General features: G+C 65.7%; 14 protein-coding genes. 12 read left to right on the top strand and 2 right to left on the bottom strand.

What is annotated here, in order from left to right:
* Position 1 precedes the first annotated feature (1 nt).
* The 4 genes from AC5RV1_RS17760 (at position 2) to dapF (ending at position 4,191) form a co-directional block, all read left to right on the top strand.
* Positions 2-640 (top strand): regulatory protein RecX, encoded by a 639-nt coding sequence (locus tag AC5RV1_RS17760; RefSeq protein WP_493995462.1) that lies wholly within the window; start codon positions 2-4, stop codon positions 638-640.
* 3 nt (positions 641-643) lie between these two features.
* The gene (gene miaB, locus AC5RV1_RS17755; protein WP_493995461.1) at positions 644-2,221 is read left to right on the top strand and encodes a tRNA (N6-isopentenyl adenosine(37)-C2)-methylthiotransferase MiaB; all 1,578 of its coding nucleotides are present in this window, start codon (positions 644-646) and stop codon (positions 2,219-2,221) included.
* A 3-nt stretch (positions 2,222-2,224) separates the two neighbouring features.
* Positions 2,225-3,121, top strand: a complete 897-nt coding sequence (gene miaA / locus AC5RV1_RS17750) for a tRNA (adenosine(37)-N6)-dimethylallyltransferase MiaA (protein WP_493995460.1) — start codon at positions 2,225-2,227, stop codon at positions 3,119-3,121.
* A gap of 125 nt (positions 3,122-3,246) precedes the next feature.
* Positions 3,247-4,191, top strand: a complete 945-nt coding sequence (dapF, locus tag AC5RV1_RS17745) for a diaminopimelate epimerase (RefSeq protein ID WP_493995459.1) — start codon at positions 3,247-3,249, stop codon at positions 4,189-4,191.
* Here dapF and AC5RV1_RS17740 read toward each other — a convergent pair.
* Complete coding sequence (locus AC5RV1_RS17740; RefSeq protein WP_493995458.1) at positions 4,163-4,786, bottom strand: class I SAM-dependent methyltransferase; 624 nt, start codon at positions 4,784-4,786, stop codon at positions 4,163-4,165. The genes dapF and AC5RV1_RS17740 overlap by 29 nt on opposite strands.
* A gap of 427 nt (positions 4,787-5,213) precedes the next feature.
* Here AC5RV1_RS17740 and hflX point away from each other — a divergent pair, with 427 nt between their 5' ends.
* Entirely contained in the window at positions 5,214-6,794 is a 1,581-nt protein-coding gene (hflX, locus tag AC5RV1_RS17735; protein WP_493947231.1) for a GTPase HflX, read from the top strand.
* Entirely contained in the window at positions 6,787-8,844 is a 2,058-nt protein-coding gene (locus tag AC5RV1_RS17730) for an ATP-dependent DNA helicase (RefSeq protein ID WP_493995457.1), read from the top strand. Before hflX ends, AC5RV1_RS17730 begins: the two co-directional genes overlap by 8 nt.
* Before the next feature lie 4 nt (positions 8,845-8,848).
* Here AC5RV1_RS17730 and lexA read toward each other — a convergent pair whose 3' ends face one another.
* The gene (lexA, locus tag AC5RV1_RS17725; protein WP_493947229.1) at positions 8,849-9,583 is read right to left on the bottom strand and encodes a transcriptional repressor LexA; all 735 of its coding nucleotides are present in this window, start codon (positions 9,581-9,583) and stop codon (positions 8,849-8,851) included.
* Positions 9,584-9,954: 371 nt separating this feature from the next.
* Between lexA and AC5RV1_RS17720 the strand changes: the two genes are divergently transcribed.
* From AC5RV1_RS17720 to priA, 6 genes are all read left to right on the top strand, one after another.
* Positions 9,955-10,311, top strand: a complete 357-nt coding sequence (locus AC5RV1_RS17720) for a LysM peptidoglycan-binding domain-containing protein (protein WP_493995483.1) — start codon at positions 9,955-9,957, stop codon at positions 10,309-10,311.
* Between the two features lie 167 nt (positions 10,312-10,478).
* Positions 10,479-11,597, top strand: coding sequence for a histidinol-phosphate transaminase (locus AC5RV1_RS17715; protein WP_493995456.1), 1,119 nt, complete (start codon positions 10,479-10,481; stop codon positions 11,595-11,597).
* A 60-nt stretch (positions 11,598-11,657) separates the two neighbouring features.
* On the top strand, positions 11,658-12,284 hold the full coding sequence (gene hisB, locus AC5RV1_RS17710; protein WP_458778959.1) for an imidazoleglycerol-phosphate dehydratase HisB: 627 nt from the start codon (positions 11,658-11,660) through the stop codon (positions 12,282-12,284).
* Positions 12,281-13,048, top strand: a complete 768-nt coding sequence (gene hisH, locus AC5RV1_RS17705; RefSeq protein ID WP_493995455.1) for an imidazole glycerol phosphate synthase subunit HisH — start codon at positions 12,281-12,283, stop codon at positions 13,046-13,048. The genes hisB and hisH overlap by 4 nt, the downstream gene beginning before the upstream one ends.
* Positions 13,049-13,207, top strand: coding sequence for a hypothetical protein (locus tag AC5RV1_RS17700; protein WP_181037399.1), 159 nt, complete (start codon positions 13,049-13,051; stop codon positions 13,205-13,207).
* Between the two features lie 67 nt (positions 13,208-13,274).
* Complete coding sequence (gene priA, locus AC5RV1_RS17695) at positions 13,275-14,021, top strand: bifunctional 1-(5-phosphoribosyl)-5-((5-phosphoribosylamino)methylideneamino)imidazole-4-carboxamide isomerase/phosphoribosylanthranilate isomerase PriA (protein ID WP_493995454.1); 747 nt, start codon at positions 13,275-13,277, stop codon at positions 14,019-14,021.
* Positions 14,022-14,134: the final 113 nt, after the last annotated feature.

Below are 14,134 nucleotides of genomic sequence, written 5' to 3'. Positions count from 1 at the left end.
CTTGACCAGTGCTGAAAGTGCGCGTCCCCGCCGGGGCAGAACCGGTGGGCGGCGCGCTGCTTCATATGCGGCTGACTTCCAGGACGGTCCGGATCAAGATTCGCCGGTAGCCGGCGAGGCCGAACCTGATCCCGTATCCGTCGCCCAGGCCATCGTGTACCGGCAGCTGGCAGCGTCCGCGAAAAGCCGGCTTCAGCTTGCCCGCAAACTCGCCGAACGGAACATCCCGGAGCACGTCGCAGAGGCGGTACTGGACAAGTTCCAGGAAGCGCGGCTCATCGATGACGCCGAATTCGCGGACATGTGGGTGCGGAGCCGGTCGCAGTCCCGGAAGCTGGCCAAGGCCGCACTCCGGCGGGAGCTCGCCGAGAAAGGTGTCGACCAGGAAACCGCCGCCGCAGCCCTTGAGCAGCTCTCCGACGCTGACGAGGAAGCCGCCGCACGAAGCCTGGTGGAGCGGAAGCTGCGGCCCGGAACTGACCTTGGGGACAAGGCGGACCGCGACAAAGCCACGCGCCGGCTGGCCTCCATGCTGGCCCGCAAGGGCTACCAGCCGTCCCAGGCTTTCCGCATCGTCAGCGAAGTCCTTGATGCCCACGCCGCTCCCGACACTGACGACCCACCGAACCGGTACCCTTAACAGGTGAGTTTGACCATTCCTTCCCCTCTTTCCGGCACCAACCCGTCTTCGGGGTCCAGCGCCGCGGCCCCGGCTGCCCCCGCTCCCGAACCCGGCACCGGAAAGCCCCGCAGCTATGAGGTACGCACCTTTGGCTGCCAGATGAACGTGCACGACTCAGAGCGTATGGCGGGCATGCTGGAGAACGCCGGCTACGTGCCGGCAGACGGCGGCCAGGCGGACGTGGTGGTGTTCAACACCTGCGCCGTTCGTGAAAACGCTGACAACAAGCTCTACGGCAACCTCGGCATCCTTGCCCCGGTCAAGGCAGCAAACCCCGGCATGCAGATCGCCGTCGGCGGCTGCCTCGCGCAGAAGGACCGGGAAACAATTCTGAAGAAGGCGCCCTGGGTGGACGCCGTCTTTGGCACCCACAACGTGGGCGCCTTGCCCGCGCTGCTGGACCGCGCCCGGCACAACGACGAGGCGCAGCTGGAGATCCTGGAATCGCTGGACGTTTTTCCGTCCACGCTTCCCACCAAGCGCGACTCCGTGTACTCGGGCTGGGTCTCCATCTCCGTCGGCTGCAACAACACCTGCACCTTCTGCATCGTTCCCGCCCTGCGCGGCAAAGAGAAGGACCGCCGGCCCGGGGACATCCTCGCGGAGATCCAGGCCCTGGTGGATGACGGCGCCATCGAAGTGACCCTCCTGGGCCAGAACGTCAATTCCTATGGCGTGGAGTTCGGCGACCGGCAGGCCTTTTCAAAACTCCTGCGGGCCTGTGGGGAGATCGAGGGCCTGGAACGGGTCCGGTTCACCAGCCCGCACCCTGCCGCATTCACGGACGACGTCATCGATGCCATGGCCGAAACGCCCAACGTCATGCCGCAGCTTCACATGCCGCTGCAGTCCGGGTCGGACAAGGTCCTGCGGGACATGAGGCGGTCCTACCGGTCCACCAAGTTCCTCGGCATCCTCGAAAAGGTTCGGGAAAAGATTCCCCACGCCGCCATCTCCACTGACATCATCGTGGGCTTCCCCGGCGAAACCGAAGAAGACTTCCAGGCAACCCTGGATGTGGTGGAGCAGTCACGCTTCGCCACCGCCTTCACCTTCCAGTACTCCAAGCGCCCCGGCACGCCGGCAGCGGACCTGCCGGACCAGCTGCCGAAGGCCGTAGTGCAGGAGCGCTTCGAACGCCTCACCGCGCTGCAGGACCGGATTGCCGCGGAGGAGAACCGGAAACAGCTGGGCCGCCGGGTAGAGGTCATGGTGACCGCGCAGTCAGGCCGCAAAGCCGAAGAGACGCACCGGCTGTCCGGGCGCTCCCAGGACCAGCGGCTGGTGCATTTCTCCGTACCGGAGGGAGCACCGGCGCCACGCCCCGGTGATCTCGTGACTGTCACCATCACCGAGGCCGCTTCCTTCCACCTCGTGGCGGACCCCACCCTTGAGGACTACAGCCTGCGCAGGTCCCGCGCCGGCGACGCCTGGGACAGGTCCCAGGCAGACTCCTGCGGAGCACCCGCGCCAGGTGCCGCCAAGGGCCGGAGCGGGGTTTCCCTCGGGATGCCTGCCCTGCCTGTCCGCAGCCGCTGAAGCGTGGGCTCCCCGCCGGTTATCGCCGTCGTCGGTCCCACCGGTTCCGGCAAATCCGACTTGGCCGTAAGCCTCGCCCTTGAGCTGGACGGCGAAGTCATTAACGCCGACGCCATGCAGTTCTACCGGGGCATGGACATCGGTACCGCAAAAATCACGATGGCGGAACGCAGGGGCGTGCCGCACCACCTCCTGGACATCCTGGACGTCACTGAGGAAGCCAGCGTTTCCCAGTTCCAGCAGCAGGCGCGCGCCATCATCACGGACATCCACGCACGCGGGAAGCGGGCCATCCTCGCCGGCGGCTCAGGACTGTATGTGCGGGCCGCCCTTGATGTCCTTGAATTCCCCGGGACCGACCCGCGCCTGCGCCGTCAGCTTGAGGAAGAGCTGGCGGCCCACGGCACTGATGCACTGCTGGCCCGGCTCCAGGCCGTTGACCCGGTATCCGCCGGCAGGCTCTCCGACGATCGGCGGATCATCCGTGCACTGGAGGTCCATCAGCTCACCGGACGGCCGTTCAGCTCCTTTATGCCGCAGCGCGAGTACCACCAGCCCGCAGTACAGATCGGCCTCACCGTTGACCGGGACGAGCTCCGCGACCGCCTGGCCGGCAGGGTGCACCGGATGGTGGACGGCGGCCTGCTCGCCGAGGTGGAGCGGCTGGAAACGCAGGGGCTGCGGCAGGGCAAAACAGCCCCCCGCGCCCTTGGCTACTCGCAGTTCCTGCGGGTACTCGACGGGGCAGCAACAGTTCCCGAGGCGGCCGAGGAGACCATCGTGGCAACCCGGCAGTTCGCCCGGCGGCAGCTCACGTGGTTCCGTGCCGATCCTCGGATCCAGTGGCTGGACTGGCAAGATCCGCAGCTGGTGGCCCACGCGGCCGCCCTCTGCAGCTGAACCGGATACCTCTGCAGCGGACCCGGGAGTTTTTGGTCGAAGGGAGGTCCGGCGGCCGGAGGCCGCTGTATCCGGTCAAACTTCTGGTTTCGGGCACGCTCCGCCCGACCGGTAACCTTGACACCATGAACGCAACCCTTGCCGAGACAACAGAGCACGCCTTCCGCACGTTGGGTGGGCTCCGCTTCTCGAAGGGGCACGGCACCGGCAACGACTTTGTCCTGGTTGCCGACCCGGAGGGAGTACACACCCTAGGGGCAGAACAGGTAGCAGCCCTGTGTGACCGCCACCGCGGCATTGGTGGTGACGGGCTCATCCGCGCGGTCCCGTCCCGCTTCCTGCCCGAGGGCCGCGAACTGCTGGCCGCAACCCCCGGCGCTGAATGGTTCATGGATTACCGCAACGGCGACGGCTCACTGTCCGAGATGTGCGGCAACGGCGTCCGCGTCTTCGTCCACTTCCTCCGCACAGAGGGCCTGGTGCACCTGCCCGACGGCGGTGCGCTTACCATCGGCACCCGCGCCGGAGCCAAGACCGTCGTCCGGACCGGTGAGGATTACGCCGTCGACATGGGCCCCTGGGAGTTCATTTTCCCCGGCGAGGCCACCGCCAAAGCAATGGATTCACTGGTCACAGCTGACGGACTGGAAGTTCCCCGTCCCGCTTTGTCCGTCAGCATGGGCAACCCCCACACCGTGGTGGCCCTCGCCGAGCTCTCCGAACTTGCAGGGACCCGCCTCTTCACCGCACCCGTCGTGGACCCGGTGCCGGCCAACGGCACCAACGTGGAGTTCGTGGTTCCGTCCGAACCCCTGGTGCACGACGGCGTGGGGTCGGTCACCATGCGCGTGCACGAACGCGGAGTAGGCGAGACCCAGTCCTGCGGAACGGGCGCCTGCGCCGCAGCCGTGGCCACCAGGCACTGGGCAGGAGCGGAAGCGCCGGACAGCTGGCAGGTGCACGTTCCGGGAGGCGTGGTGGGCGTGAAATTTTTCGCCGGCCCCGGCGGCCACGAACACGTGGAGCTCAGCGGTCCGGCCGTTATTGTGGCAACAGGGACGCTTTCCTGACCTTCAGGATGCGGAAGGACTTCGAGGTTGATTCCCGGCTCACACTGAAGGACTCATCCAGTTCCGCCGACAGCCAGCGCTGAAGCGAGTCCGACCCCAGGTTCTTCTGCACCACCAGCCAGGCGGTTCCGCCAGGCGCCAGGCGCGGCAGCCACAGCCTCAGGAGCGAATGCAGTTCGTCCTTGCCGATCCGGATGGGCGGATTCGACCAGATGGTGTCGAAACGCACCTCCGGATCCACAGCGTCAGGCATGCTGGCCACCACGTTGGACAGCCCCAGCGCAGCAGCGTTCTCGTTGGTGAGCATGATGCACCGTTCATTGACGTCTACTGCGTAGACCTTCGAATGCGGGGCGCGCAGCGCCATCGTGAGCGCAATCGGACCCCAGCCGCACCCGATGTCCAGCAAGTTTCCGGTAGGCGAGGGCGCGGGCACCTCGGCAAGGAGCACGGCGGTTCCCTTGTCGATCCCGTCCGGGCTGAAGATGCCGGTGGAGGTCTGCAGCCTGCGCGTTTCCCCTGCGAGTTCAACCGTGAGCGGCTTCCGCGTGAACGGGCCGGCGGGGGATGCGCTGAAATAGTGTGCGGACTCCATAACTCGCCAGAGTAGTTCCCCTTGCAGCGTAAAGTGAAACCCTGTTCTTTGCCCCTCTGCTAATGTTGAACCCATGTTCCTGATCTTCGAGTAGCCGGCACGGGCCCTGCCCGTACCGTAGCCATGTCCCACAGCGACGCAGGTATTCATGCCTTCCGCTCAGTGCACCGGACCCGCGCAGCTGCGCTTCCTCCGGCCGCCGGACAATACTCGAAAGTCAGCCTCCCGCTGTCTCTTTCGCCGATTCTCCGGCTTCTTCCCCCTTCCGCCACTCCACGCGATGTGGCCGCCACCGCCAGCCGCTTTGCCGGCCCGGCGAACCAAACAGGAGAACTGCATGACCGCAGGCCGTCAGCCCAGCGCGAATACTTCCCCAACCAGCAGCAATCGGCACTATTCTGGAACTGCCGAATCTTCAAAGGAGACCATGACCAGCCAGCCCAACACCGGATCCGATCCAGCCGCCCAGGACATGAGTCCTGAGGAAATCCAGGCCGTGATCGACCGGATTCTCTCCAAGGACGTACCGGCCAAGAGCGTCAGCACGGCAGGCGATACCAGCCGCGGCGACGGAAAGGGTGTGCTGGGCAAGGCCCAGGCCATATCCCGGCTGGATGAAGAACATTCAACATTCGACGGCGACCAGCAGGACCTCGAGGAACGCCGCGCCCTGCGCCGCACGGCAGGCCTTTCCACGGAACTGGAAGACGTTACCGAAGTCGAGTATCGCCAGCTTCGCCTGGAACGCGTGGTGCTCGCCGGCATCTGGTCGGAGGGAACCCTCGCGGACGCGGAAAACTCGCTGCGTGAGCTCGCCGCCCTCGCCGAAACAGCCGGTTCGGAGGTCCTGGACGGACTCGTGCAGCGCCGTGACAAGCCGGACCCCGGCACGTTCCTGGGTTCAGGCAAGGCGCAGGAACTGAAGGACATCGTGATGTCCACCGGTGCCGATACCGTCGTGGTCGACGCCGAGCTGGCACCGTCCCAGCGCCGTGGCCTTGAAGACATCGTCAAGGTTAAGGTCATTGACCGGACAGGCCTGATCCTGGACATCTTCGCCCAGCATGCCAAGAGCCGGGAAGGCAAGGCGCAGGTGGAGCTCGCGCAGCTCGAGTACCTCCTTCCGCGCCTCCGCGGCTGGGGCGAATCGATGTCCCGCCAGGCCGGTGGCCAGGTGGGTGGCGCAGCGGCCGGCATGGGTTCACGTGGTCCCGGTGAGACGAAGATCGAACTGGACCGCCGAAGGATCCGTACCCGCATGGCCAAGCTGCGGCGCGAGATCGCCGCGATGAAGCCTGCCCGGGAGACGAAACGCGCCAACCGCCGTCGTAATGAGGTGCCCTCCGTGGCAATCGCCGGGTACACCAACGCCGGGAAGTCCTCGCTGTTGAACCGCTTGACCGACGCCGGAGTGCTCGTGGAGAACGCCCTGTTCGCCACCCTTGACCCCACGGTACGCAAGGCGGAAACCGCTGACGGCCTCGGTTACACGCTGGCCGATACTGTCGGTTTTGTCCGTTCGCTGCCCACCCAGCTGGTGGAGGCCTTCCGCTCCACCCTCGAGGAGGTTGCGGACTCGGACCTGATCCTTCACGTCGTGGATGTCTCGCACCCGGACCCGGAGGGCCAGATTGCTGCAGTCCGAAAGGTCTTCAGCGAAGTGGACGCCCGCAAGGTTCCGGAGATCATCGTCCTCAACAAGGCCGACGCCGCCGATCCCTTTGTGGTTGAACGGCTGAAGCAGCGCGAACCGCGCCACGTTGTGGTGTCGGCCCGCACGGGGGAGGGCATCCCCGAGCTGCTGAAGGCGATCAGCGAGGCCATTCCGCGGCCGTCGGTCAAGCTTGAGCTGCTCATTCCGTACGACCGTGGGGACCTGGTCAGCAAGCTGCATGAGTCCGACGCCGAGATCATCAGCGTCGACCACGATGAAGCCGGTACCCGGGCAGTTGTTAAAGTCCGGGAAGGCCTCGCGGCTGAACTGGAATCATTCGTCAGCAATGACTGACCTGGTGGCTGACGAAGCCACAGGCAAGGCCGGCGAGCAGTTCGTGATCGAGCTGCTCGACCGCGCCGTTGCCGGCATGGGCGGGCAAAGCCGCAGTGGACAGCACGAGATGGCCCGGCAGGTGGCCCGGGCGATTGAAACCGGCGACCACCTGCTCGTTCAGGCCGGAACGGGTACGGGCAAGTCGCTGGCGTACCTGATACCGCTGATTGCCCACGCCTTGGAGAGCGACAAGCCTGCCCTGGTGTCCACCGCAACGCTTGCCCTGCAGACACAGATTGTGGGCAGGGACATTCCGCGGCTCCTGAAAACCATCACCCCGGCCCTGGAGCGCCCGGTAAAAGTGGCCTTGGTCAAAGGCCGGTCCAATTACGTCTGCCTGCACAAGCTCGAAGGCGGGTTTCCCTCCGAGGAGCCGGCGGAGGGCCAGTTGTTTTCCCTGGGGGAGGACACCAGCGTCCCGCACTTTGCTGCGGCTGTGGGCGGTCCTGCTTCACAGCTGGGCAAGGAAGTGGTGCGCCTGCGGGAGTGGGCAGAGAAAACCACCACCGGTGACCGCGATGAGCTCCTGCCCGGCGTCACCGACCGTGCATGGCGGCAGGTCTCCGTCACGTCGATGGAATGCCTGGGTGCGCAGAAGTGCCCCATGGCCGCGGAGTGCTTCAGTGAGCTCGCACGGCAGGACGCCGCCGACGCCGACGTTGTGGTCACCAACCATGCCATGCTCGCCGTCAGCGCTTTTGAAGGGCTGGCGGTGCTTCCCGAATACGACGTCGTTGTGGTTGATGAGGCCCACGAACTCCAGGACAGGGTCACGGGCGCCGTCTCGGGGCAGCTGTCGGTGGCCATGGTCCACGCAGCTGCCGCCGGCGCCCGAAAGCACACTGCCATCGCGGTGGATGCGCTCAACGCCGCTGCCGCGAACCTTGAAGTTGCCCTGGCGGGAGTTCCCAACGGGTTGCTCCCCAACGGACTGAACGATGAGCAGTTGGACTGCGTGGACCAGCTGCGCGAGGCCTGCCGTGCTGCCTTGTCCGACTCCAAGGGGGACAGCAGTACAACGGCCGACGGCGGGCGGCAGCTCGCGCGCTCCCGGCTGATGCTCATCCTGGAACTCTGCGAACGGCTCCTTGCCGCGCGGGAGAACCGGGAAGTGGTGTGGTTTTCCCGCGCCAGCTCCTTCGACCCCCAGCAGGGATATTCCCAACCGGACGAGACTGCACCCGCGCTGATCAATATTGCCCCGCTATCGGTCGCCGGACGACTGCGGGAGGGGTTGTTTGCGGGGCACACAGTTGTCCTGACCTCCGCAACCCTGGCCATCGGATCCGCGTTCGAGCCCGCAGCTGGCGGCCTGGGGCTGGTGGGCGAGGGTGCCCCGAGCTGGACCGGCGTTGACGTTGGCTCGCCCTTTGACTACCCGAAGCAGGGAATCCTGTACGTGGCCGGGCACCTGCCCAAGCCTGGCCGGGGGGCGTCCCCTGAAGCACTGGAAGAACTGGAGGCCCTGATCCGGGCTTCCAATGGTGGTGCGCTCTGCCTGTTTTCGTCCCGGCGGGCGGCAGAAGAAGCGGCCGACGCGCTCCGGCCAAAGCTGGACATGACCATCCTTTGCCAGGGTGACTCCACCATGACGGCACTGGTGAAACAGTTTGCCGACGAACCCGATACCTGCCTGTTCGGCACCATGTCCCTTTGGCAGGGCGTTGACGTTCCGGGCGGGTCATGCCGCCTCGTGGTCATCGACCGGATTCCCTTTCCCCGGCCCGACGATCCGCTGATGACGGCGCGGTCCCGGGCGGTGGCGCAGGCCGGAGGCAACGGCTTTATGTCCGTTTCTGCCACCCACGCCGCTATCCGGCTCGCTCAAGGAGCGGGACGGCTCATCCGGTCAACGGGGGACAAGGGTGTGGTGGCGGTGCTGGACTCCAGGCTGGCCACCGAACGGTACGCAGGCTTCCTCCGGGGTGCCCTGCCGCCGTTCTGGTCCACAACGGACAGGAAGACAGCCATTGCGGCGCTGGAACGGCTGGCGGGGGAGAACGCCTGAAAGGCTAGAGGGAGCGCAGCACCGAAACAACCTTGCCCATGATGGTGGCATGGTCGCCCAGGATGGGTTCGTACTGCGTGTTCTGCGGCAGCAGCCAGGTGTGGCCGTCGCGCTGGCGGAAGGTTTTCACCGTGGCCTCGTCGTCCAGCAGTGCGGCGACGATGTCTCCGTTGGCTGCGTCCGCCTGGCGGCGGACCACCACCCAGTCACCGTCGCAGATGGCGGCGTCCACCATGGAATCGCCGGCAACCTTGAGCATAAAGAGTTCCCCCTGGCCCACCAGCTGGCGGGGGAGCGCCAGGACGTCCTCCACCACCTGGTCCGCCAGGATTGGACCACCGGCAGCGATCCGGCCTACGAGGGGAACCATGGCAGTGTCCATGGCGGTGGGAAGCGCGGTGACGCTGCCGGTGCCGGCAGGCAGGAGCGCAGCCGGCTCGGCTGTCTGCTTGGGCGAACCCCCGTCCAAGGTGAGGGGCATCAGCACCTCCATGGCGCGCGGCCGCTTCGGGTCACGCCGGAGGTAGCCCAGCTTCTCCAGCTGCGAAAGCTGGTGCGTGACACTGGAGAGGCTCGCGAGGCCTACCGTGTCCCCGATTTCGCGCATTGACGGCGGATAACCGTTGTCATTCACTGAGCGCTGGATGGTCTCGAGGATTTTCTTCTGCCGCGGCGTCAGGCCTTTGGCGGTCTTCTTCGGTTGGGAGGTTGCCCTGCCCCCGGCGGCTGCTGCTGCCATATTCGCCAATGCCTTTCGGTTGCCCCGGGCTCTTCTTGGCCCGGACCTGAAGTTCACGCCGTCATTGTCAGACCCTGCTGATCAACTGTCGAGGTGGTAGTTCCTGTCTTCAAAGCTAGGCCAGCCACATTGCTTTTTCAAACATTTGTTCTAGCGAGTCTCGACATTATTCGTCGATAGGTGCTAAAACAGGAGGAGCAAAGTTCGAATATGTGTTCTATTCGGAGCGTAGCCATTCGAAGACCCGGACCATCGGGTCTCGGGTAGCGCGGGTCCGGAGCGGAACGTCGGGCAGCACAGTAAAGGTCCAGGAGGGCTAATTCATGTCAGCTACATCTGCTTCGCAGGATTCAATTTCGGTGCATTACCTCATGTCCGGGCGGGACAAGCCGCAGGCTGCTCGTCCTGCACCGCTTCCGCCCCTGCGTCTGACGCGGCGCGGAAAGATCGTCCTGATCGGCATCCCCCTGGTGCTGCTGGCCGCCTTGCTGCTCTCCCTGGCGGGCTTCTTCAACGCACCCGCCAAGGCCTCGGACTCGCCGGCGGACCTGGCTGTGACACCAACCGTCACCGTCACCGTGCAGCCGGGTGAGTCCCTGTGGGCCATTGCAGGAAGCGTTGCACCGGAGCGGGACGCGCGGGACGTTGTGGCAGACATCGTGCAGCTCAACAATCTGACTGCGGGCGCGGTCCTCCCGGGGCAGCAGCTGTTCGTCCCCACCCGGTAGCCGCACGAAGCCCGGAGACGCCGCCCTGGGACTGGAAGCGCGCCCGGAAAGCGGGCAGGAGTAGCAGCGGGAAAGCCCCTGCAAAGGCTTCGCGGCAGCGGCACGCTGAGCGCGAACAGGAGCCCGTCACATTTTCCGGGGCCCGGCGCTGGCACTAAACTGTTCAGGTGAATGACCAGCTAGAGCGCCTCAACCGGCTACCCCTCCGCAGCAACCTCCGTGGGCTTACCCCCTACGGCGCGCCCCAGCTGGATGTCCCCATCCTCCTCAACGTCAACGAGAACACCCACGGTGTGCCGCAGGACGTTCGTGCGGCCATCAGCACAGCAGTAACAGAGGCTGCCGCCGGACTCAACCGCTACCCGGACAGGGAGTTCAGTGAGTTGCGGAAGGCCCTGGCGGAATATCTGGGCCACGGGCTGGATGAGTCGAATGTTTGGGCGGCCAACGGCTCCAACGAAGTCCTCCAGCAGATTCTCCAGGCATTCGGCGGCCCCGGCCGCACGGCGCTGGGCTTCCCGCCCACGTACTCCATGTACCCGCTGCTGGCCAGCGGCACGGACACCGAATACATCGTGGGCGAACGGGCTGACGGCTACGGTCTCAGCGCAGAGTCCGCGGCGCTCCAAGTGAAGGAGCTGCAACCCAACCTTGTGTTTCTCTGCTCGCCGAACAACCCCACCGGAACCGGCCTGGGGCTCGACGTGGTGGAGGCAGTGTATGAGGCCGGCGAAGCAAGCCAGGCAATCGTCATCGTTGATGAGGCCTACCACGAGTTCGCACACGACGGTACGCCCAGCGCCCTGACCCTCCTGCCGGGAAGGGAGCGGCTGATCGTCTCACGGACCATGAGCAAGGCCTTTGCGCTGGCCGGAGCTCGGTTGGGTTACATGGCGGCCGCTCCGGAGGTCACGGATGCACTGCGTCTGGTGCGCCTGCCGTACCACCTCTCCGCCGTAACCCAGGCGACTGCCCTCGCAGCACTCCAGCACCGTGAGGCGCTGCTGGCCGACGTTGAAGACATCAAGAAGCAGCGCGACCGGATCGTGGCTGAACTGATCCGGATGGGCCTCAAGCCCGCTGCTTCCGATTCCAACTTTGTGTTCTTTGGCGGCCTGGAGAACCCCCACGAGGTATGGCAGGAGCTGCTCGACGCCGGTGTCCTGATCCGTGACGTCGGGATTCCAGGCCATCTTCGGGTGACCGCAGGCACTGAGACGGAAACCACAGCGTTCCTCACCTCCCTGGAAAGCATCCTTGCCGGCCAGCGCACGCTTCATGCCTAGACTTGAAGTACCGGCGCTGGACGCCCTGAACCACTCCTTCTTCCCAAAGGACACCTGACCATGAGTTCCACCGGATCCAATGCGGCCGTGGCCCGGACCGCGCGCATGGAGCGTGCCACGAGTGAATCCTCCGTGCTCGTGGAGATCAACCTTGACGGTACCGGCATTTCGGACATCGACACCTCGGTGCCCTTTTACGACCACATGCTGACAGCGCTCTGCAAGCACTCGCTGATCGACCTGACAGTAAAAGCCACCGGAGATATCCACATCGATGTCCACCACACCGTGGAAGACGTCGCCATCACCTTCGGCGAGGTGCTCCGCACCGCCCTGGGAAACAAGGCCGGGATCCGCCGCTTCGGTGAGGCCACCGTTCCACTGGACGAGGCACTGGCCCACGCCGTCGTTGACGTGTCCGGCCGTCCCTACCTCGTCCACGGCGGTGAGCCCGCAGGCCAGGAATACCACCTGATCGGTGGACACTTCACCGGCTCGCTCACCCGCCACGTCTTTGAAGCGATCACCCTGCACGCAGGGATCTGCCTCCACATGAACGTCATCGCCGGGCGCGACCCGCACCACATCGTTGAGGCCCAGTTCAAAGCCTTCGCCCGTGCCCTTCGCGCCGCTGTGGAATCCGATCCGCGTGTTGAAGGCATCCCCTCCACCAAGGGTGCACTGTGAGCGGCCAGGTGCTGCGGGACGGCGCCATCATCGATCCCTCAGCGGCACAGAAGCTGCCCTCGCCCGAGGGCAAACCCACGGTAACCGTGCTCGACTATGGCTCCGGGAACGTCCGCTCGGCAGTCCGCGCCCTCGAACGCGCCGGGGCAGAGGTGATCCTCAGCTCCAAGCCTGAGGACGTTCTGAACGCCGATGGCCTGGTGGTCCCCGGCGTCGGCGCCTTTGAAACCGTTATGCGCGAGCTCAAGGCCGTGGACGGCATCCGCCTCATCGGCCGGCGCGTCGCCGGCGGCCGCCCTGTCCTGGGTATTTGCGTGGGCCTTCAGGTGCTCTTCGAGGCCGGCGTGGAACACGGTACGGAAGCTGAAGGCATCGGTGAATGGCCCGGCAAGGTGGAGCTCCTGCCGGCGGAAGTCGTTCCGCACATGGGCTGGAACACAGTGAAGGTGCCCGAAGGGTCAAAGCTCTTCTCCGGCGTCGAAGGCGAGCGGTTCTACTTTGTGCACTCCTACGGCGTGCAGGAGTGGAATTTCGACGTTGTCCAGCCGCGGATGGCGGCGCCCCTCGTCACCTGGTCCGAGCACGGTGCCCCCTTCATTGCCGCCGTCGAAAACGGCCCGCTGTGCGCCACACAGTTCCACCCGGAAAAGTCCGGCGACGCCGGCGCCCGGCTCCTGCGCAACTGGGTGGAAGCTCTCCGCAAACCTTCCGTGGCAGGTAAACCGGGCGAAACCGGCGAAACGCCTGAAAACAGCGATTCCTGAATGTGGTCCGTTATCCTGATGGGCCTCGCCGGCCTGCTGATCGGCGGTGCCCTGTCCTTCCGGCAGCAGCATAAGCCGCTCTGGACGCAGGTCTCGTTCTACGTCCTGGCGGGCATGGCGCTGCTCGCCGCTTACCTGCTGACGCTGCCCGCCAACTAGCTGCTGCTCAACCAACGGCCGGCGGGTTGTCCGCCGCACCTGCTGCCCCCTAACACTGAGGATTACGATGAACTCCGCTACCGACCTGCCGGTACTTGAACTGCTTCCTGCCGTCGACGTGGTCAACGGCCAGGCCGTCCGGCTGGTCCAGGGTGAGGCGGGCAGCGAAACCAGCTACGGGACCCCGCTGGAAGCGGCCCTGAACTGGCAGCAGCAGGGTGCGGAGTGGGTCCACCTGGTGGACCTGGATGCGGCCTTTGGCCGTGGCTCCAACGCAGAGCTCCTCCGGGAAGTTGTCGGCCGGCTGGACCTCAAGGTTGAACTCTCCGGCGGCCTTCGGGACGACGCCACGCTTGAGGCGGCGCTGGACCTGGGCGTTGCCCGCGTGAACCTTGGCACGGCAGCGCTGGAGAACCCGGAATGGACCCGCCGGGCCATCGAACGCTTCGGTGACCAGATCGCCGTCGGGCTCGACGTCCGCGGAACCACGCTGGCGGGCCGCGGCTGGACCAAGGAAGGCGGGGATCTCTGGGAGGTTTTGGGCCGGCTCGAAGAAGCAGGGTGCTCGCGGTATGTGGTCACCGACGTGACCAAGGACGGTACCCTGCAGGGGCCGAACGTGGAGTTGCTCCGCCAAATGGTCGAAAAGACCGGCAAGCCCGTGGTCGCATCCGGCGGTATCTCGAGCCTGGATGACCTCAAGGTACTGCGTTCCCTGGTGCCCCTGGGTGTCGAAGGTGCCATCGTGGGCAAGGCCCTGTACGCAGGGGCTTTTACGCTGCCCGAGGCCTTGGACGTCGCCGGACGCCGCTAGGCAGTCGGCAGACCACGAACAAGACGCCATGGCCAGCAACGAACCCGGCACCCCACCCGAGCGCCACCTTCCCGGCCACATCGCCGCCGCATTGGCTGGGGCCGGTGGCGCCG

Source organism: Arthrobacter sp. Hb9-2 (assembly GCF_059091165.1).
The sequence above is the reverse complement of the archived record's forward strand: the minus strand, read 5'-3'. Positions and strand labels throughout refer to the sequence as shown.